We start from the raw sequence: 20,600 nt of genomic DNA on the forward strand, positions 1-20,600 counted from the left end.
TTTTCCGCTTCCAGATCACCATGAGAAGTGTCAGCCCGCTGGCTTGACAAAAACCAGTGTCATGCGATCGCTTTCGCCGATTGCTCGATAAGGAGCCTTCTCTTCTTCGGACTCCAACTGATCCAGAGACGGAGGAAGACGCCACACACCAACATCATAGCGCTTATTGTCCAGCGGATTGCGGTTGAAGAAGCCTTCTGCCTCCAGCACAAAGCCGGCTTTCATCGCAGCCGACACGATAGCGTCACGCCCGACGTAACCAATATTTCCAGACGTCCAGTCCTGCTCTGGATCGGCACGATGCTGAACCAGCCCCAGCTTGCCTCCGGGCTTAAGAATATCGAAAAAGTGACTGAGAGCGGCGTCTGTTGTGCCTTTTGCATACCAGCCGTGTGCATTGCGGAAAGTCACAACCCGATCCACCGAATTGGATTTTGCCGCACCTTTGGCCAGGGTCCCCTCAGTTTCATCAAACATAAGCGAGGCAACCTGCACCTGTCCATACGCAGTACTATTAGCCGCCATTTTTTTCTCAAAGCTTGCGCGAGAACGCGGACGATAGCTCGCTTGCGTGTCTTCACTGTCATAGTGCGCTGCGATCAGTTGGCCGTTTTCCGCCAAATAGGGGGCGAGAATTTCGGTGTACCAACCACCGCCTGGCCATACTTCCACAACCGTGTGATTGGGCTGCACATCAAACAAGTTCAAGGTTTGTAGAGGGTGTCGATAAACATCGCGGTCGACATAAGCCGGCGTACGATGATCGCCGGCAATTGCGGTCGACAATTGTTCGACATCTGCCTGCACGAGTCCGGGGGCAGCTAAAGCCAGTAACAGGGCCATTCTTCCAAGCATAACGCTATCCTTTTTACACAGATTAATTGGCACGACAATCAGTTAGCCAAAGGCGCTACGCCTCTGGAGTTTTTGATTTTCCATCGGGACTACGATACCAGATCGGAGACGACCAGGCGCGTTCTTGTATTGTTCTGGGCAAGTCACTGCGGGGCGCTGCTCCTGCGCGAAGGGCGTCCCAGGTAGACCAGCGACAGCTGGGGTCTTCCAGCGCGCGGGAGTAGTAAAATGCCTCCTGATTGACATCGAATTGAGGGTCCTCCCACACTACCTTCAGCTCTGCTGCTCCGGTGCCTTCCTTCAAACTGCAGTCTTCGGCATAAACTTCTGCTCCATTGTCGGGACATCGATGCGTTGACGGATCAACTTCGGCACCGCCTGCGCAGGCGACGTCGAAGATTTGTTCATAAGTTTTACCGCCCTGCTCCCAGCCTTTGATCACCTGCAGACGCTGCAACGGAGCACTACTATCGTCAGCCATTGCCCATACCAGAAATGCAGGAGTGGCAGCAGGGTCGCCCTCAAGGTCCCCGCCCATGGCAACACCTCCCGCATATGCCTTGCTTACCGCCATCGGGTCGTTGACCAAGTCTGGCGAATAGTCCAGGCCGGCAAAAAACCGCATACGAATACGCGGCCCACTGGTAGCAAAGGTCTCCTTGCGCCGAAACGCCTCATAAATCGACTCTCTAGTGTTGTCCTCGGCCCACACCGCCGCCACCCCAGACGCACCCCAATATTCGAAGACATTGGCGGCCATATAGGCCTTGCCATCGACTTCCTTGACCAGATCAGGAACCAACCATTTAGCCGCGGTACCAATCACAAAACTGGCCGGCACCGACCCCCTGCTTTCTGCTGTCCCGTCCATCAATCCTGCTTTGGAGAAAAACTTTTCCTCGCGCAGTGCGCCCCCTCCTACGTGAGTATCAGTAGAGCCTATCAAACCGAATTTATAAGGATTACCTGCTCTCTTGCTCGCCAACTCAAGACCAACACGCAGAGCCTGACGCACATAGGAACCGTTGGCTTCACTGGGCAATTTGCTTGCCACCCGGTAGTCCATAATCTCAAATCCGGCCCACTCATCATTGTCTGACAGCAGAGGATGTGTTTCAGACGTACCTTTTATCTGGGTCACTTCCACCAGTGGCTCGTTGCGCAGTCGTTGATCACTGTAGCGAACGTCGACAGGATTTTCGGCCCAGTCCACCAGTTTAAACATTTGTCCATTAGAGCCATTGGAGTTGTGAGGTATAGCGAGGCTTTCCATGCCCTGGTCGCGGAGTTGATCCATCCAGTCCCAGAGACCCTCCGGGCTGCGAGAATTCAGCCTGGAAAACGGGACTGCTGGCAATTTATCTGAACGTTTAAATATGACGTTGCGATGGAGATTGCCACGGGTGGTGGTGGAGGACGTGTATTCATAGGCTGGAAAGGTTGTGAACTCACCAGGGCGATAAGCCTCATCGGCAGCATCGACACTGTCCTCCCAGGCTGAGCGGGTGATATCCATCACCATTTCAGTATCTATCTCGCCATCAGTAATCAACTGCACCATGGCAGGCGCAAATTGCCCGAATGCCTGACTTCTGGCCAACAAACTCAATACACCCCTGTTTTCGGGGACGTTCATATTATGCATGGGGTCCGATATTGGCTCCCTGGAGAGCACTGAAGACGTATCGGCTGCTTCGCGAGCCACACCCAGAAACATCGCATGATCCGTTACCGCGTAAAAATCCAGAGGGCGATCCAACTGAATAGAGAAACCTGACGGGTGAGGAATTGCCTCTCCCAACGCATAGCGATAAGCATCGCGAGGGGTAGCGAGAGAACCAAAGGCATAGGCGTCAAAGGAATATTCTGTGTGGACGTGCAAATCACCAAAATAGGCGTTTCGATCCGGGTTTCCGACCGAAGTTGAAATCGGTAAATATACCTCACGCTCGAGCACACCTGAATCCGTCTCCAGCACTTGATTGGATGTATCCTTGCCAGTCAGGGATGACTTCTCATCGGTGCTCACTGAAGAAATAGCATCCAGATCTACACCACAGGAAACCAACATCGGCATTACCACTGCCAGAAAGCCAAGCACCGACATCATTGGAGTTGAGTGGGTCATCGATTATTCACCTGTGTTTGATTTCACTGACATTTACCGTTGTTAATTATTCTCGGTTTGGGCGAAAAGCGCCAGCATTCGCCGTTATAGAGCCGTCGTTTCAACGTGGTCGACTGCTCCGGACTGTTGACCGAGCGCCAGCAAGCACCCCGCTACAATCAAAGCTGTTCCCAGCAAAGTCAGCACGGTCACCTCTTCAGCGTAAATCAACCAACCCAGCAAAGCGGCCCATACGAAGGCAGTGTACTCCACTGGAATCAATAGCCGCGCCTCCGCTCTCCCGTAAGCCCAGGAAACCAGCATTATAGAAACGATTGCCAGAATAGACGCGAACACCAGGTTCGGTAGTGCCGTCATGGGCGGCGGTACAGCAAGCAGCGGCGCTAACAGCAGATAAGTTACAAAGATGGCAATCGTTTGAAAAAAAACAACCTCTACTGGCTTCGCAATTAAAGCCTGGCGTCGCTGCAGAATAAGGTTATAGGCGTACAATATGGCAGAGACAAGAATGGCACCGATACCCTTCCCCACATCCTCATCATATTCGCCCGATAGTTTACCCGCTACCACAACCACCGCCCCACACAGGCCAATAATAGAGGCCAAGATGGCCTTGCCATCAACCCGCTCGCCCAGCAGAACCGCGGCGAGATACAGCGCTACCAAAGGAGCGATAAAGGTCAAACTGATAGCCTCAGCCAGCGGCACATAAATTAGCCCCCAAAAAAACAGGAACGCAGTAGCGGAAATCACCACTCCCCGCCAAAAGTGCAGCCTGATGGTTGCCCAGGGCGGCCACGCGGGACGCTTTAGAAGGTATAGAAAGGTCACGATCAAGACACCGCAGCTGGTGCGCCAGAGCATGGCATTATAGGCACCCAATTCAATAGCCAGCCCCTTCATCACCGCGTCCATGACGGCGAAACAAGCAATGCCCAAAGTGGCGACAAAGAAGGGAGCGGCAGTAGTATGAGTCGTCATGTAAAAATTCAGCCGAATCGGAACACCGATACTACGAAATTCATGCTCCGCATGCACCGGTCTTTTCTTATTTACTTCCTTCACTCCACTATCGCTAAACAGCACACTGGCCGCGCAACCCGATGGGCAAGCAAGCTGCTCCTGTGCGCTCGGGCGGTTTCAGCGCCGGACAAATGCAGGGTGTATATGCAGACCGGGTTGGCGGCGGTAGTATACGCAGCTGACCCACCCCCAAGTGACTCCAGGAAGTAACATGTCCGAAAAGCAAAGTTCCTCCGATGGAAAACTACCCGCCAGTGCCCGTGTCGTTGTCATCGGCGGTGGCATTATCGGCACTTCTATTGCGTATCACCTGGCCCACATGGGCTGCGATGAAGTGGTGTTACTGGAACGTGACGAAATCACGTCGGGGACCACCTGGCATGCAGCGGGACTCATGGTCACCTATGGCAGCCTTTCTGAGACAGCTACTGAGATACGCAAGTACTCGAAATCACTCTACAGCAGGCTCGAAACAGAGACTGGACAAGCCACCGGCATCAACAACTGTGGATTCATAGAGCTGGCAACCAGCAGTGACCGTCTGGAAGAGTATCGACGGGTATCGGCCTTTAACCGCTATTGCGGGGTAGACGTGCAGGAAATTTCTGCAAAGGAAGTTCAAGATCTTTTTCCTATCGCCAGAGTGGACGACGTACTCGCAGGCTTTTATGTCGAAGATGATGGCCGCGTGAACCCCGTTGACGTCACCATGGCTTTAGCCAAAGGGGCGAAAATGCAGGGCGCAAAGCTAATAACCGGGGTGACGGCTACCGGGGTGACTCGGCAACGCGGCAAAGTGACGGGGGTGACTACAGATCAGGGAACCATCGCCTGCGAGTTCGTTGTCAATTGTGCCGGCATGTGGGCCAGACAGTTTGGTGAAAATCACGGCATAGTCATTCCTAATCAGGCGGCCGAGCATTACTACCTTATTACCGAGGATGTCGACGGAATCAGCCGGGATTGGCCGGTCCTGGAAGACCCTTCAAATTACGGCTACTACCGCGAGGAAGTTGGCGGCCTGATGGTAGGTCTCTTCGAGCCTGTATCTGCTCCCTGGCGAGTGGAGGGCATACCTCACAATTTCTCATTTGGCGAACTGGAGCCCGATTGGGAGCGCATGACGCCGTTCCTGGAAAATGCGATGAGCCGCATACCAATCAGCATGGACAGCGGAATCAAAAAGTTCTTCTGTGGACCGGAGAGCTTTACCCCTGACCTTGCCCCAATTGTTGGTGAATCACCTGAACTGAAAAACTATTTCGTTGCCGCAGGACTCAATTCCATCGGCATTCTTTCTGCCGGCGGCCTGGGCAGAATAATGGCGCACTGGATACTCAAGGGCAGCCCTGACGTAGACGTGACTGGCTTCAATGTGGACCGCTTCCATGCCTACCAGTGCAACCCGGACTATCGGCGTGACAGGGCTGTGGAGTCACTGGGCACGGTTTACAAGTGTCATTACCCGACCAAGACTACGGAAACGGCTCGCAACGTTCGCCGCTCAGCCCTCCATGATCGACTGAAAGCTGCAGGCGCTTACTTCAGTGAAGTCAGCGGTTGGGAAGCACCCAATTGGTACGCCCCGGCTGGAGAAAAAGCCGAAGTGGAGCAGTACTCCTTCGGGCGAATGAACTGGTGGCCATATTGGGCAGAGGAGCATCGGGCCTGCCGCGAAGATGTGATTTTGATGGACATGAGCATCATGTCAAAGTTCCTGGTACAGGGTCGCGATGCGGGTGCTGTCCTGGAGCGCATTAGCGCTAACCGGGTCAACGGAGCAACCGGCGTTATCACCTACACCCAGTGGCTCAACAACGACGGCATGCTTGAAGCCGACCTCACCGTAACAAAACTCGCTGATGATAAGTTTCTGGTCGTAGTTACCGATACCATGCATCGCCACGCCGAAACCTGGATGCAACGCCATATCCAGGAAAATGAATTTGCTGTAGTTACCGACGTTACCGCCGGGATGACGCAAATTAATATACAGGGTCCTAAAAGTCGCGCGTTACTGCAGGCGGTAAGTTGTGCCGATCTCAGCAATGCAGCCTTTCCCTTTCGCGCTGCACGCGAGATCGACATAGGCTATGGCCGGGCCCTGTGCATTCGCATCACTTACGCCGGCGAACTGGGCTATGAACTTTATATCTCCAGTGACCAGGCCGTAAACGTTTATGACCGACTGGTTGAGGAAGGCCATCAGCACGGTTTAGTTCACGCCGGACTGAGAGCTCTGGGCAGCCTGCGTCTGGAAAAAGCCTATCGCGACTACGGGCATGATATAGACAATACTGATAACGCCTTTGAGACTGGTCTGGGTTTTGCTGTCGCGTTGGACAAACCGGAAGGGTTTATCGGTCGGGACGCCGCAATCGCCCAGAAAGCCGACGCACCCTATGACAGGCGGCTGGTGCAGGTGCTGGTGGAAGACCCCGAACCCATGTTGTGGCACGCTGAGGTCATTTATCGCAACGACAAAGCGGTGGGCTATGTCAGGGCAGGCAGCTACGGACACACTCTGGGTGGTGCCGTCGGCCTTGCAATGATTGAACCTGGCGAAACAGTTAACCCGGGGTACCTCAATGAAGGCACTTGGGAAATTGATATCGCCGGCACGCGCTATCCCTGCCGCTGTTCTTTACAGCCGCTTTATGACCCAGGCATGGAACGCATTAAATCCTAAGCGCCGATAAAGGTACCCAGCCGCTCCCCGTATCGAGCAGCTTGTAGACAAGCTTGCCAGTTCCGCCCTTGGGCGCGGCGTTAACGTCGCCCGATTGATAAAGCGGGAATCGCCTGATCAGGGAATTTCCTACGATAGAAAATTCTTCATGTCCCATGTAGCTAGCACTGATTACGGCATCGCTACCCAAAGCTTGTAATAAAATCGGGATCAATTGGAGATTGTCAGCAATCGCATAAGCAAACGCTTCCGGCCTACCATACCTATTCAGGTCGGCTATGAATAAATTGCTGCCAAAACTCGTCCTGTGATGGCAACAAGGCCAGCTCTTCTTCCAGAACGGCTCTTCTACTAGGGGGAGAGCAGGCCGAATGCAGCGTGATGAAAAGGGTCGCTACAAGCAATGCCACTTTCATTAAGCGCCCGCAGTGGACGACAAAAGAAGAAAAATGGATTCTTAAAAGGAGCCCTCACCAGCAATGGATTCGAGCTTTAATGTAACCGATGACCCACCGGGGCGCACACACTAAGGGCCTATTTTTAGTGAAGGCGCTCAGGCAGGAGGAGTGGACAAATCAAAGCAACTAGAAATGCGTATGCACAGCGATGGCCACACAAATCGCACAGAACGCGATCGCAACAGTGACTTCATCAATCTTAACGTGAAAGCTTTCAAACCTGGCCATTCGCACTCTCCATTGCACTTCGCCGAGCGTTAATAATAGCAAAATGTGACTAATGCCCTCAATTACAGTGAATTACACCAAGTTTCAGCGAGCCTGATTCGCGTAACCCAGGGTCTGAAGAGCACTACTAATTTCATCGAGAATGATCGGATCATCAATAGTGGCCGGCATTTTCCAACGCTCACCATCGGCAATGTTGCGCATGGTACCTCGCAGTATTTTGCCTGAGCGAGTCTTGGGCAAACGCTCCACTACCGCACATAGCTTAAACGCAGCCACTGGTCCGATTTTATCGCGCATAAGCTGAATACTTTCGGCCACTATGTCTTCCAAAGGCCGGTCAACGTCGGCATTCAGCACCAGCAGTCCCAGCGGCAACTGGCCCTTCATCGGATCGGCCACACCAACCACGGCACATTCCGCCACGTCAGGATGATCCGCCAACACTTCTTCCATTGCCCCAGTAGAAAAACGATGTCCCGCCACATTGATAACGTCATCCGTGCGTGCCATCACAAAAATATAGCCATTTTCGTCGATATAACCGGCATCACCGGTTTCGTAATAGCCCGGGTAGCGGCTGAAATATGCGCTGATGTACCTGTCTTCAGCATTCCATAAGGTGGTAAATGTACCGGGCGGCAGTGGCTGCTTAATCACCAGCGCGCCAATATCACCCGCAGCGACCTGCTCTCCCTGCTCATTGAGCACTTGCACGTCATAACCAGGGACCGCCCTCGCTGGAGATCCGGGCACGATAGGCAGCAACTCAATGCCCAGACAGTTTGAACATATAGGCCAGCCGGTCTCCGTTTGCCACCAGTGGTCAATTACCGGTACGCCCAGTTTATCCTCGGCCCACGCCAGGGTATTTGGGTCACAACGCTCCCCGGCAAGGAACAATGACTCCAGACAGGACGTATCGTATTGCTGCAGCAACTTTCCCTGAGGATCCTCTTTCTTGATCGCCCTGAACGCGGTGGGCGCAGTGAACATCACGTTTACCTTATGTTCAGCGATGACTCGCCAAAAAGCACCGGGGTCGGGCGTTCCCACCGGTTTGCCCTCATAGATAACCGTGGTACAGCCAGCGAACAATGGCCCATAAACAATATAGGAGTGGCCAACCACCCAGCCCACATCAGAAGCCGCCCAGTAGACGTCACCCGGCGCCACGTTATAGATATTTTTCATGCTCCACTTAAGCGCTACAATACTGCCTCCGGTGTCACGCACGACCCCTTTAGGTTGTCCAGTGGTACCGGAGGTATAAAGAATGTAAAGCGGGTCATTGGCCGCGACAGGAACACAGGGAACGGGTTGCGCATCAGCCATGGCCTCAGCCCAGTCCAGGTCCCTGCCAGAGATCATGCTGGCATCCTGCATGGGACGACGGAGGATAATGCAGGCACAGGGCTTGTGCTTCGCCAGGTCAATAGCGGCATCAAGCAGCGGCTTATAAGGAACTACTCGAGCAGGCTCGACACCACAAGTTGCCGACACAATCACTTTGGGTGAAGCATCATCAATGCGCACAGCCAGTTCGTTGCTGGCAAACCCGCCAAACACCACTGAGTGCACTGCGCCCAACCTGGCACAGGCGAGCATGGCGATAAGCGCTTCAGGCACCATGGGCATGTAAACGATGACACGATCACCCTTCTCAACCCCTTGCGCGGCCAATACACCAGCAAACTGCGAGACTTCGTCGAGTAATTCGTTGTAACTATACTGGCGTTTGGTCGCTGTAATGGGGCTATCGTAAATCAGCGCAGCCTGATCACCCCTTCCCTGCTCCACGTGCAGGTCCAGGGCGTTATAACAGGCGTTGGTTGAGCCATCCGAAAACCAGCGATAGAACGGCGGGTTCTCCTCATCCAGCACGGTGTCTGGCGCCTGGTACCAGTGAATATTTGCCGCGGCGTGTCGCCAGAATTCCCGATTATTCATTGAGCTATCCGATTAAAGCTGAGGCGAGAAATCAGCTCTTCAATTTGACTAACAGGTTATACATCCGAGTCGCAAAACTGCCATAGGGCGGACGCAGAAACTGCAGCGATGAGAAGCCCGCCTGATAGAACACCGGACGCAGTTTAGAGAACGTAATAAACCCCTCTTTGCCGTGATAGTGCCCCATGCCACTGGGGCCCACTCCTCCAAAGGGTATGTCGTGCTGGGCGACATGAAGCAAGGCATCATTCACTGTCACGCCGCCGGACATAATTCTTTCGATGTAGAGATCAGCCAGCTTGCGATCATTGGTGAACGGATACAGAGCAAGGGGTCTGTCCTTGCTGTTCACGTAGTCGATCACTTCCTGCGGTTCCTTATAACTTTGTACCATCAACAAGGGGCCAAACGTCTCCCGGTTGCGGATTGTCATCTCTTCGGTGGTGTCCAGGACCAGGTGCATAGGGAACTTGCGGGACTCATAATTAATCGGCTGATCACCGCACAGATTGACGATAGTCGCGCCTTTTTCCTGCGCGTCGGCAAGGGTATCGGCGAGGCGTTTCATGGAGCGATCATCGATAACTGAGGTGTAATCAGTGTGCTCAATATTCGGACAATGCTTAGCCACGTAAGCCCTGGTGTGCTCTATAAATTCCTCTCGCTGGCTCTCGTGGACGAACACGTAATCAACGTTGGTGCATATTTGGCCGGCGTTGAACTGCTTCACGAACATAATGCGTTCAGTCGCCTTCTTCAAATTGTAGTTGGGGTCTATTACTGCTGGGGCTTTACCGCCGAGTTCAAGTACGACAGGTGTCAGGTTTTGGGCGGCGGACGCCATAACGGACTTGCCGGTTTGGCCAGAGCCTGTGAACACAATCAGGTCGAAAGGTATTTTGGAAAATTCAACGCCTACGCCACCGGTTTCTTCGAAAAAGCGTAGCTTGTCCACCGGGAAGTATTTGGGCGAGAGTTCCATCAGCAGGCGAGTCAAATTAATAGAATTTTCCGACATTTTAACCATGGCGCGATTACCCGCAGCAAAGGCTGAAGCCAAAGGCATAAAGCTCAAATTGATCGGGAAATTCCACGGTACTATCATGCCTACCACGCCCAGCGGCTGGGGGATCACTCGGTTTTTAGCACCGGGAAACATCATGATATCGACATGGCGTTTCTGCACCTTCATCCAACCCTTGAGGTGCTTGATAGCGTCGTTAATGCCATCTGTGACCGCAATGATTTCCGCAAACTGGGTCTCATGCCGGGAGCGGTTACCATAGTCTGCGCTGATAGCATCGATGATTGCATCCATGTTTTCCGACAGCATTCTTTTGAGGTTTTGCAAATCCTGCTTACGCTGCTGGTAATCGGGATTAGGAGCCGCCAGGTATTTAGTGCGTTGCAGCTGAAAGTGGCTGTTTAGCATCGCAGCGTTATCAAGGGTTGGGGTTTCCTGTGCAACAGTCATGGCGATCTCACTTAGGTTGTTGTCGAAAATTCAGTGCCATCTAGTTTACTCTCCTTCATCGCTATTACCTGCACTTTATCTTCCGATGATCGGTCATATATGGCCAAACTTAAGGTGAGCCATAGCGACCGATGATGCGTACCTACAAACACCTGAATTCAACTGTTAAAAGAGATCGCCAATGACCATCCTGCGGGAAGTAATAACCGTCAAACGCCCTGTCGACGAGGCTTTTGCCTATGTGGCGGACTTCACTACGACTATCGAGTGGGATGCAACAGCGTTGAAGGCGGTTAAGGTAACCCCTGGCGCCATCGCAGTGGGTACCCGTTTCCTGGTGACCTGTGCCATGCCGGTGGGCTCAATAGACATTGAATACACCGTTGCAGAGTTGGAAATTCCAAACCGCATCGTGTTAAGCGGGAAAAGCAAACTGTTCGATATTGAGGACACTATTACCTTCGCCACGGTCTCTGGGGGAACCAAGATTAACTACCAGGCGGAATTTAAATTTGGCCCGCTTGTCGGCTCTCTCTCCGGCATGATGCAGTCGGGACTGGACAAGATGGGCCGAGAGTCACTGGCAGGGCTTAAAAAAGCCCTGAATAACCGTTTTCCGGCTCCCAAGTACGACGGCGCCGCGAATGTCGCAGATCGACTTATTATTCCGAAGCTGGCGCGATTTACCCGCCATGGCTACACCCGAGGTCGCAAGCACTGGAACCCAATTTCGGCTGACCTGCGTGGCAAGCACATGCTTATCACTGGTGCATCGACCGGACTTGGCCACGCATCTGCCTTGGAACTGGCAAGGCGCGGAGCCGAGCTAACCCTGGTAATGCGTAACCCGATCAAAGCTAAAGCAGTGAAGGCAGAGATTTTGCGCGAGACTGGTAATGAAAACGTCGCTATTGAAATCGCTGACCTCAGCTTATTAGCACACGTTGATGCCCTCGCGGAACGCTTGTTATCCGCAGGAAGACCGATAGACGTGCTAGTAAACAATGCGGGCGCGCTCTATAACGAGCGTCTGGAGACCAGCGAGGGACTGGAGGCCAGCTTTGCGCTGCTTCTGGCTAGCCCGTATCGCCTGACATTGGCGCTCAAACCACTACTGCAAGCGGCGGGCAGGGCGAGAGTGATTAACGTTGTTTCCGGCGGCATGTACAGCCAGAAACTATCAGTGAAAAATCTGGTGTCAGATACCTCTGACGGCTATTCCGGCTCTGTTGCCTATGCTAAAGCGAAGCGTGCACTCATGGTGGTGACCCGCCACTGGGCGAGCGCATGGCGAGGCGATGGTATTGCGGTTAATGCGATGCACCCTGGCTGGGCAGATACCCCGGGGGTACAGACATCACTCCCGTTGTTCCATGCCATTACCCGGTTTGCGCTGCGCAGCCCCGCTGAGGGCGCAGATACTATCGTCTGGATGGCAGCTGCCACTGAGGCCAGTAAATTAAGCGGTCAGCTGTTGCTGGATAGAGAGCCACAGACGCTGTATTTGCTGAGGGGAACGCAGGAGGCGCCCGCAGAGCGCAAAAAGCTGCTGCAGTTCATGGAAGATTTTGCACCCGTGGACGCGCCTAATGATGCAGCACAAAAGCAGGCACACGCAGGGTGAGCCTAACTGACCCGGTTATTTATTGGTTCCGCCGGGACCTGCGCCTTACCGACCTGCCTGGATTGCAAGCAGCACTCGCTTCCGGCAAACCCGTTATCCCCTGCTTTATTCTCGATGATGAGAGCACGGAGGAATGGGCGATGGGCGGGGCCAGTCGCTGGTGGCTACACCACAGTCTGCAAGCGCTCACCAAAAGCGTCGCTGAGCAAGGCGGCAACTTGCTTGTCCGTCGCGGAGATACTCAGGCCCAGTTAAACGCTTTAGTCAACGAAACGGGCGCCGCTGCCGTCTATTGCAGCGAATTATATGAGCCCGACGCTCGCGATTTGGAGAAAACGTTAGGCGAGGAATTGGCAAAGAGCGGCGCCGCTATCCACTGCCTCCCGGGAACGCTGTTTTTCAGACCTCATGAGGTGCGTAACGGTTCCGGTTTGCCATTCAAGGTGTTCACACCTTTCTGGCGACACTGCATGCAACGACTCCCTTCAATGCCGCTGCCGCAGAAGACGATATTTACGCCCAATAGCTTCTTACAACACTCTTTGACCGGACTGAGCTGTGAGCAGTGGCAACTGTTACCCGACTCTCCCAACTGGGCCGCAGACTGGCACAACTACTGGACTCCCGGGGAAGCGGGTGCAACCGAAACATTAAAGCAGTTCGTCACCAACACCCTGGCAGATTATGCTCAGGGGAGAGACTTTCCCGCAAGAGATGCCTCGTCGCGACTTTCAGCGCACTTTCACTGGGGTGAAATTTCTCCTCGGCAAGCGTGGGCGGCCGTCAACAAGGCGCCAGGCAGCAACGACAAAGATCAGCATAAGTTTTTATCTGAGCTTGGGTGGCGTGACTTCAATCACCACTTGCTGTTTCATTTCCCGCATATTGCCGACCGCCCTTTCAAGCCCAGCTTCTCGCAGATGCCGTGGCAAGGGTCTGATGAGACATTTAAGGCATGGTGCGAGGGTCGCACCGGTTACCCCATTGTCGATGCAGGTATGCGGGAACTCTGGCAAACCGGTTTTATGCACAACCGGGTGAGGATGATTTGTGCTTCCTTCTTGACCAAGCACTTACTGCTACCGTGGCAGTGGGGTGCTCGCTGGTTTTGGGATACTCTGGTTGACGCCGACCTGGCCAACAACAGTGGCGGCTGGCAATGGGTCGCCGGTTGTGGAGCGGATGCCTCCCCCTGGTTCCGCATTTTCAATCCTATGCTTCAGGGCAAAAAGTTTGATGGCGACGGAGAATACGTGCGTCGCTGGCTGCCCGAATTAGCCGGACTCAGTGATCGCGATTTACAGATTCCCTGGGAGGCACCTCCCCTGGTACTGGCAGACGCAGGTGTTACATTGGGAAGCGACTACCCGTTTCCGATTGTCGACCATAAGGACGCCCGCGCTGCTGCGCTAGCTGCTTATGACGCAGTGTCCAAAGCGTCTTCCTGATAACGGTACTGTATTGTCACCTGCTGCGATTTGCCATCATCGTCGCGAAGGTTACTAACGCCCCTAAACTGCAATAATCGTCTGCTGTCTTGGTCATACTGCAGTCGAATAGGGTCAATAAGGGCAGCAAATAACCAATTGTCCAGCGTGACCGACAAGCAGAGCCTACTCTCGGGGCACGCCATCGCTGATTCCATTTGCGCGCGCATATTCAGTGGTTTGTCGCGGCCGACAACCAGGAACGGAAATTGCACTGCGGCGCCGCTAGACAGTTCGTCCCAACGCATACGGACATAGTGGTCAAAACCGGCGTCTACCACCACGTCTTCACCAAACTCACTGTCGATGACCACTGTCTCACCGGCTCGCAAGTCCTCTATCTGCAGACCTGGAGCCTGCATAGACCCGCGATAGTCAATTCGCTTACGGGCAAACACATCGCCCTCGGGATATCGGTATTCCACCAGGCATTCTTCGCCGTTCGTGGCGCACTTGTGCACTTCCAGATAGCGCAAAGCGCCTCCGTCTTCAGCATAGGCTTCGCCTATTACTGATTGTGCGTGCGCTGAAGACACTCCCAGAATAAAGACCACCGTCAAGGAACTAGTAGCTCGCATGGCCGACCCCTATCTTGCGCAAATCGGTAAACTTTCGCGCAACCAACAGCAGTGTTGGAAACATCAAAGCCCAAAATAGTGCCAGGACCACCCCGCTCTGCTGCAATGTTCCGAACTCGATACTAGATAAAGACACTCCGAGTCGGTAACTGCCATAGCCGCCAAATGCACCTAATACAGCGGCTAGCCAGGGGCGATCTCCCAGTGTTGAAAACGCATGCATGGAGGTTGTTGCCAGAACAGGCCAAAGTGCAGAAAGCCAAAGCGGCGCGACCGGCGCCGCGCCAGGCGATTGCAGAACGCCGCTGACAAACAGTAGCTGATCAACCACGAGGCCTATTGCGGTAATGGTAAATACGAAATACCACTCCTCTCTGCCCCTGCCTAGCAGGGCCATATGAAGACCCACATGAACTGAGGCCACCAGCCAGGCGAGAGCAGCGTCCTGACTGAGTACAATAAGTAACCAGCTGACGTTAAACAGCACACCATTGAATAATTTCGCTTTCACACTAATGCTCCGGGAAGCGATATCCGGGTTTGGCGAAAGTCATTTGCACAGTGCCAATAATGCGTTCCCGGAACCCTCCCTCGCAGTAACAAAGGTAGAATTCCCACATGCGTTCAAAGATATCGTCAAAGCCCTGCGCCCTGACCTCCTCCCTGGCAGCCATGAAACGCCTGCGCCATTCCTCCAGCGTTCGCGCATAATCCAGGGTGATATCCTTGAGATGCACTATCTGCATATCGGTGTCCTTCGCAATATGCTTTGAGATGACTTCCACAGAAGGCAAACAACCGCCGGGGAAGATGTAACGCTTAATAAAATCGACAGAATCGCGAGCAGCTGCGTAGCGCTGGTCCTGCACAGTAATCGCTTGCAACGCAAACTTCCCGCCGGGGGCCAACAGATCACTGCAGCGCCGGAAGTACTCGGCATAGTATTCGTGGCCCACTGCTTCAATCATTTCGATCGATACGATCTTGTCGTATTGGCCCTCCAGTTTCCGGTAGTCTTCACACAGCAAGGTAATCTGGTCCTCTAACCCCAACTCCCGCACCTGATCGCTGGCGTGCCTGTATTGTTCCTGGGAAATCGTAGTTGTGGTGACCCTGCAGCCATACTTCTGCGCAGCGAAAATTGCCATACCGCCCCAACCTGTGCCGATTTCCAGCAAATGGTCCTCCGCTTTCAGCTCTAATTGTTGGCACAGCAAGTCGAGTTTGTGAATAGAAGCCTGCTCCAGACTGGCGTCCGCTGAGGGATATACCGCTGCGGAGTACATCATAGTTGGATCCAGGAACAGGTTGAAAAATTCGTTACCCAGGTCGTAATGGGCGCTGATATTCCGGCGCGAGCCACTCAAGCTATTGATATTGACGCGCTGGAAAATACGCAGCAACCACTGGCGAACACGAGAAGAGCCCGCATCCATGCTGTCCATAGTCGCCATATTGGCGGAGAAGAGGCGAATGACATCAACCAAATCCGGTGAGGTCCAGTAGCCCTGCATATAAGCTTCTCCTGACCCGATCACACCGCCGGTTAAGACAGCTTGGTAAATAGCGGCGTCATGAACACTGACGACCGCGTGAATTCCCTCTGAGCTATCGGGTTGGCCGAAATGCTCTGTGTGCTCACCCTCATGGATCGTAAGAGACCCAAACTGCAGCCCTGAAAGGACTCGGACCAACATTGAACGAGCGAACCCCTGCCCGCGCCAGTGGCTGCGAATACCAGGAAGACTAACTGCGCTTACACTTGCATCACTCATACGGAGTTCTCACTATTTATCGTTTTTGGATGGGGGACAAAAGGAATACGCTTGAGCCACAGTTTCAGTGCTTGCCAGTAAATTCCTATCACGACCTGCAAGGTCATCATGGGATACAGCGCAAGGTGGCGGGTGAAGCAGCCGGTCGATTCGCCCTGTTTTTCCAAGGTCAGAGTGGCATCGAATTGCTTAATCCCGCCATGGGAGTTGGCGAGGTGAACCACCAGCTTTTCATCTGGGGTGTTGCTGCGCCAGTGGTAGCGCATGTCCATAGGCATGAAGGGAGACACGTGCATGGCTTTTTGGAAGTCCGCGTCCACCCAGTCATTGCGAACATCACCACCTTTGGCAGGCAGCACGTAGGTACACCGCTGATTCCACGGAGTGTTAGTCACCTCCGCCACCACGTGAGTCACTTCGTCGTCAGCAGAGCAGCAGTAGTAGCAGGTGATCGGGTTAATGATAAAGCCGAAATAACGCAGATTCGCCAGCATTAGCACAGGCCCTTGAGGGCGAACGCCAGTTTCCAGTTCCACTTTGTCCAGAACCGCTTGTTTTAACGGTATCTCCGGGTTTCCCAGGAAATCGCTGCGGCGGTATCTCGCCAATGCAGGGTAACGTGCAGACCAGCCCCATGTTTTATCCAACAAAGCGGGCATGTCATCAAGATTAAATAAGGGCATGAACACCTTGTAGCGAAAGCTATGCCCCTTAGGCACCAACCTCCGGTGTTTTACCCAACCGCTGTAAACCGCACTTTTCAAGCAGCTGACCCTACCAGACTCAGGGGCACACCATTACTGCGCCTGCCGCCCACACCGATGCCATTAGCCACTTTGAGGGCTGAGTAGACACCGTCCTCGTGGAAGCCGTTGCGCCAGTAGGCGCCGCAAAACCAGGTGCTGCCTCCGTTTATCTCTCCCCAACGTTCCTGCGCTGCTATGCCAGGCAGCGTAAACACCGGGTGGGAATATTCAAATTGTCCCAGTATTTTGTGCGGATTTATCGATTCGCGATCATTAAGCGTGACGCAAAATGTTTCAGGGGCTGTTATGCCCTGGAGGATATTCATGTTGTAGGTAAGCGTGGCTCGCTGCGTGTCAGGCCTGCGCTGATAATTCCAGCTTGACCAGGCCAGCTCCCTATCAGGCAACAATTGCGTGTCGGTATGCAGCACTATGTCGTTGTTCTGGTAAGGGATAGCGCCAAGAATTTCCTGCTCCTTAGGCTTGGCATCATCCAGCATGGCCAGTGCCTGGTCGCTGTGGCAGGCGAAGACCACTGTGTCAAAATGCTCGACCGAGCCATCAATCATTCGTAACTCGGCGCCCTGCTCGCGGCGTTTCACCCCCGCGATGCAAGAATCGGTGTGTATATTGTGAGAGAAAGGATCGGATAGAGGCTTCAAATACTCCCGTGACCCCCCCTCTATTACGCGCCACTGCGGTCGGTTGCGGACACTGAGCAGGCCATGGTTGCGGAAAAATCGTACAAAGAACTGCAAGGGAAATTCCAGCATCACCGGGACGTCAGCAGACCAAATCGCAGATCCCATCGGCAGCAAATAGTAGTCGATGAAAGCCGCGCCGTATCGGCCGCGCTGCAGATACTCTCCAAGGCTCATGCCTGGGTCTAATCGGCCTGCCTCCAGGTCCTCGACCGATTCGCGATTAAATCTCATGATATCTCGCAGCATCCCCAAAAACTTGGGGGACACTATGTTTTTACGTTGCGCAAACAGTGTGTTGAGGTTAGAGCCCGCGTATTCAAGGCCGGATCCGACGTCAGAAAGGCTAAAACTCATCTCCGATGGCTTGCTGGCAACACCTAGCTCATCCATTAACGCAATGAAATTAGGATACGTCCAATCGTTGAATACAATAAACCCCGTGTCGATAGCAAATCGGCGGCCTCCCATCGCCACATCAACCGTGGCGGTGTGGCCCCCAATACGGCTCTCTCGCTCGAACACATGCACCTCGTGCTCCGGGTGCAAGTAGTGGGCGCAGGCCAAGCCGGAGATACCGGACCCTATTATTGCAATTTTCAATGTTGCGATACCCCCAAATGTGTGATTTCTCCGATAATTACGCCCCTCATGAAGGGCCGGATCAGTAGTCTCTCAAATATGAACAAAGTGTGATCTATTAAGTACATTACATCGTAATTATCCACAAGATGCTAAACTCTGGGCGACAAGAAGTGAATAAGATGGCAGCGAGGATGCAAATGGCGGATTCCGCAGGGCAAAATACCGGTGGTAGACGAGACGATGAGTGGAGTGTCTGTTTACAAACTGTGGCCCAAACACAAGACAAACAAGAGTTTGCGAAATTGTTCAAGCATTTCGCGCCTCTGATCAAAGCCTTCGCCCTTAACGGCTCCGCACTTGCCGCGGCGCATGCCGAGGAGCTCGTCCAGGAGGTCATGATCAAGGTGTGGCAGAAGGCCACTGCGTACAACCCTCACAAAGCAGCGGCCAGCACCTGGATCTACACAATAGCCCGAAACTGTCGCACGGACATGTACCGACGTCTACAAAAGTTCGACACACCCATCAGTGCGGACGATATCTGGCCTGAGGGGGAATCCGATGAGATGTTTGTTGCCGTACAACAAAAGAGAGATGCAACCCGAATTCGGGAAATGCTGCAGGATCTGCCCCACGAACAGTGCCAGATCTTGATGAAAGTATATATGGAAGGCAAGTCGCACAGCGAAGTAGCCGAGGAGCTCGATCTGCCACTGGGGACCGTTAAGTCTCGAGTGAGATTGGCAATGAAGAAATTACAACTTACCGCGGAAAGATAGGATTATGACTAAATATCATCCCGATACCAGATTACTCAACGAGTACTCGTCCGGCACTTTGGCCCTGGCGCAGTCAGTTTGCGTTTCACTACACTTGAATTACTGCGAGCAGTGTCGCCGAGCGCATCAGCAGCTGCAACAGCTCGGCTCGGTGCTATTTGAAGAACTAGCGCCACAGCAGGTAGATGACTCTTTGCTGCGCACCGTGATGGGGCGACTGGACGATGAACCAGAACCGTTAAGTTACAGCAGTACTGCTGTAGAAGACGATGATTGCCCGCCTTTGATTCAGCGCCTCATGAAAGGCGACTACCGGAACCTGGAGTGGAAAAAGCTAAGTTCACAGGTACGCGTCAGCCGACTTCGAACCGGTGACGCAGTCAACGAAGTTGCGTTGTACCACATCAACGCTGGGGCGAGCATTCCAAAGCATACTCACAACGGTACCGAGTTGACGCTCGTCCTTGAAGGCGCATTCTCTGACGAAGAAGGTCGTTATGAGGCAGGAGACTTTTTGATGCGCGATGCAAGCCAGCAACATACGCCCACCGCTACGCAGGAGCGCGATTGTATTTGCATCGGTGTGCTTGACGCTCCAATCAAGTTTACCGATTGGAAATACCGGATGGTCAACCCATTTTTGAAGCTCCAAGCTAGCTGATCTCAGCTACCGGAAAGTAATAGGGCCACTTACGTGGCCTTTTTTTTTGCCCGTAGACATTTATTCGACAACATCTCTCATCCAAATTTCTCAGCGCTCCGTAACAACTTTAAACCGCTTCGAACTAAAGGAAATCTCATGAATGCAATCGTTCCAGAGCACGCCCTAATAGCTTATTCTATTTCTCCGGAAGCCGAGAAGGTTCGCCGCGCACTCATCGCGGCTGGCCTGGAAACTCCGATGGTACCCAACGGTTTAGATGCTGAGGAGAAATATGATCGTCTGCGTCAATCGTTTACTGACGTGTTGAGCACGCTTGGGCTGGACCTTAGTGATGACAGCCTGTGTGAAACTCCGCACCGGATCGCCAAGATGTACCTCAACGAGATATTTTCTGGCCTGGATTACGAGGGCTTCCCGCGCATTTCCACCATCGACAATAAGATGCAGGTTGACGAGATGGTATGCATTGACGAAATCGAGTTGGTAAGCACCTGCGAACACCACTTCGTTACCATTGACGGCTTCGCCAGAGTCGCTTATGTGCCCGGTGAAAAGGTTATTGGTTTGTCAAAAATCAATCGTATCGTGCGTTTCTTCGCCCAACGCCCCCAGGTGCAAGAGCGGTTAAACCGACAGATACTTGTAGCATTGCAGACGCTGTTGGAAACCGACGATGTTGCGGTGGCGATCGAAGCAACACACTTTTGCGTGAAATCACGCGGCGTGATGGACGGCAATTCCAGCACCAGCACGCTTGCCCTCGGGGGTTGTTTCAAACACGATCCTCAGCAGCGCAGAGAATTCCTGAAGGCGTAAGATTGCTTTGCCACATACGGAGCCCTTGCCTCAGGTAAGG

16 protein-coding genes are annotated in these 20,600 nt (G+C 53.3%); 6 read left to right on the forward strand and 10 right to left on the reverse strand.

The window, feature by feature from the left end:
- Positions 1 to 30: 30 nt before the first annotated feature.
- The 3 genes from EYC87_RS11990 to EYC87_RS12000 all read right to left on the reverse strand — a co-directional run bounded on the left by EYC87_RS11990 (position 31) and on the right by EYC87_RS12000 (position 4,048).
- Entirely contained in the window at positions 31 to 855 is an 825-nt protein-coding gene (locus tag EYC87_RS11990; RefSeq protein ID WP_279253088.1) for a class I SAM-dependent methyltransferase, read from the reverse strand.
- Between the two features lie 55 nt (positions 856 to 910).
- Positions 911 to 2,983 (reverse strand): DUF3604 domain-containing protein, encoded by a 2,073-nt coding sequence (locus tag EYC87_RS11995; RefSeq protein ID WP_279253089.1) that lies wholly within the window; start codon positions 2,981 to 2,983, stop codon positions 911 to 913.
- Between the two features lie 84 nt (positions 2,984 to 3,067).
- Complete coding sequence (locus EYC87_RS12000) at positions 3,068 to 4,048, reverse strand: DMT family transporter (protein ID WP_279253090.1); 981 nt, start codon at positions 4,046 to 4,048, stop codon at positions 3,068 to 3,070.
- Positions 4,049 to 4,217: 169 nt separating this feature from the next.
- On the opposite strand from EYC87_RS12000, the gene EYC87_RS12005 reads away from it, so the two are divergent.
- Positions 4,218 to 6,695 carry a GcvT family protein gene (locus EYC87_RS12005; protein WP_279253091.1) on the forward strand — a complete coding sequence of 826 codons (2,478 nt, stop codon included), beginning with the start codon at positions 4,218 to 4,220 and terminating at the stop codon, positions 6,693 to 6,695.
- Positions 6,696 to 7,465: 770 nt separating this feature from the next.
- On the opposite strand, the gene EYC87_RS12010 is transcribed toward EYC87_RS12005, so the two are convergent.
- On the reverse strand, positions 7,466 to 9,331 hold the full coding sequence (locus EYC87_RS12010; protein WP_279253092.1) for a propionyl-CoA synthetase: 1,866 nt from the start codon (positions 9,329 to 9,331) through the stop codon (positions 7,466 to 7,468).
- Between the two features lie 31 nt (positions 9,332 to 9,362).
- Positions 9,363 to 10,805: a coniferyl aldehyde dehydrogenase gene (locus EYC87_RS12015; RefSeq protein WP_279253093.1), complete on the reverse strand. Its 1,443-nt coding sequence runs from the start codon at positions 10,803 to 10,805 to the stop codon at positions 9,363 to 9,365.
- Positions 10,806 to 10,986: 181 nt separating this feature from the next.
- Between EYC87_RS12015 and EYC87_RS12020 the strand changes: the two genes are divergently transcribed.
- Both EYC87_RS12020 and EYC87_RS12025 read left to right on the forward strand, forming a co-directional pair.
- The gene (locus EYC87_RS12020; protein ID WP_279253094.1) at positions 10,987 to 12,429 is read left to right on the forward strand and encodes an SDR family NAD(P)-dependent oxidoreductase; all 1,443 of its coding nucleotides are present in this window, start codon (positions 10,987 to 10,989) and stop codon (positions 12,427 to 12,429) included.
- Positions 12,426 to 13,877, forward strand: coding sequence for a cryptochrome/photolyase family protein (locus EYC87_RS12025; protein WP_279253095.1), 1,452 nt, complete (start codon positions 12,426 to 12,428; stop codon positions 13,875 to 13,877). Before EYC87_RS12020 ends, EYC87_RS12025 begins: the two co-directional genes overlap by 4 nt.
- Here the strand turns inward: EYC87_RS12025 and EYC87_RS12030 are convergent.
- The 5 genes from EYC87_RS12030 to EYC87_RS12050 are packed head-to-tail and all read right to left on the reverse strand — an operon-like array spanning position 13,847 to position 18,319.
- The gene (locus tag EYC87_RS12030) at positions 13,847 to 14,494 is read right to left on the reverse strand and encodes a hypothetical protein (RefSeq protein WP_279253096.1); all 648 of its coding nucleotides are present in this window, start codon (positions 14,492 to 14,494) and stop codon (positions 13,847 to 13,849) included. The two genes, EYC87_RS12025 and EYC87_RS12030, sit on opposite strands and share 31 nt — an antisense overlap.
- Positions 14,481 to 15,005, reverse strand: a complete 525-nt coding sequence (locus tag EYC87_RS12035; RefSeq protein WP_279253097.1) for a DUF2878 domain-containing protein — start codon at positions 15,003 to 15,005, stop codon at positions 14,481 to 14,483. The genes EYC87_RS12030 and EYC87_RS12035 overlap by 14 nt, the downstream gene beginning before the upstream one ends.
- 1 nt (position 15,006) lies before the next feature.
- Positions 15,007 to 16,269, reverse strand: a complete 1,263-nt coding sequence (locus EYC87_RS12040; protein WP_279253098.1) for a class I SAM-dependent methyltransferase — start codon at positions 16,267 to 16,269, stop codon at positions 15,007 to 15,009.
- The gene (locus EYC87_RS12045; protein WP_279253099.1) at positions 16,266 to 17,033 is read right to left on the reverse strand and encodes a DUF1365 domain-containing protein; all 768 of its coding nucleotides are present in this window, start codon (positions 17,031 to 17,033) and stop codon (positions 16,266 to 16,268) included. The genes EYC87_RS12040 and EYC87_RS12045 overlap by 4 nt, the downstream gene beginning before the upstream one ends.
- The gene (locus tag EYC87_RS12050) at positions 17,030 to 18,319 is read right to left on the reverse strand and encodes an NAD(P)/FAD-dependent oxidoreductase (RefSeq protein WP_279253100.1); all 1,290 of its coding nucleotides are present in this window, start codon (positions 18,317 to 18,319) and stop codon (positions 17,030 to 17,032) included. Before EYC87_RS12050 ends, EYC87_RS12045 begins: the two co-directional genes overlap by 4 nt.
- 179 nt (positions 18,320 to 18,498) lie before the next feature.
- Here EYC87_RS12050 and EYC87_RS12055 point away from each other — a divergent pair, with 179 nt between their 5' ends.
- The 3 genes from EYC87_RS12055 (at position 18,499) to folE (ending at position 20,560) form a co-directional block, all read left to right on the forward strand.
- Positions 18,499 to 19,080, forward strand: a complete 582-nt coding sequence (locus tag EYC87_RS12055) for a sigma-70 family RNA polymerase sigma factor (protein ID WP_279253101.1) — start codon at positions 18,499 to 18,501, stop codon at positions 19,078 to 19,080.
- A 4-nt stretch (positions 19,081 to 19,084) separates the two neighbouring features.
- Entirely contained in the window at positions 19,085 to 19,741 is a 657-nt protein-coding gene (locus tag EYC87_RS12060) for a ChrR family anti-sigma-E factor (RefSeq protein WP_279253102.1), read from the forward strand.
- A 138-nt stretch (positions 19,742 to 19,879) separates the two neighbouring features.
- Positions 19,880 to 20,560 carry a GTP cyclohydrolase I FolE gene (gene folE / locus EYC87_RS12065; protein ID WP_279253103.1) on the forward strand — a complete coding sequence of 227 codons (681 nt, stop codon included), beginning with the start codon at positions 19,880 to 19,882 and terminating at the stop codon, positions 20,558 to 20,560.
- The last annotated feature ends 40 nt before the right edge of the window (positions 20,561 to 20,600 follow it).

Source organism: Candidatus Seongchinamella marina (genome assembly GCF_026262685.1).
In the GTDB taxonomy this organism is placed as follows: Bacteria; Pseudomonadota; Gammaproteobacteria; order Pseudomonadales; family Halieaceae; genus Halioglobus; species Halioglobus marinus.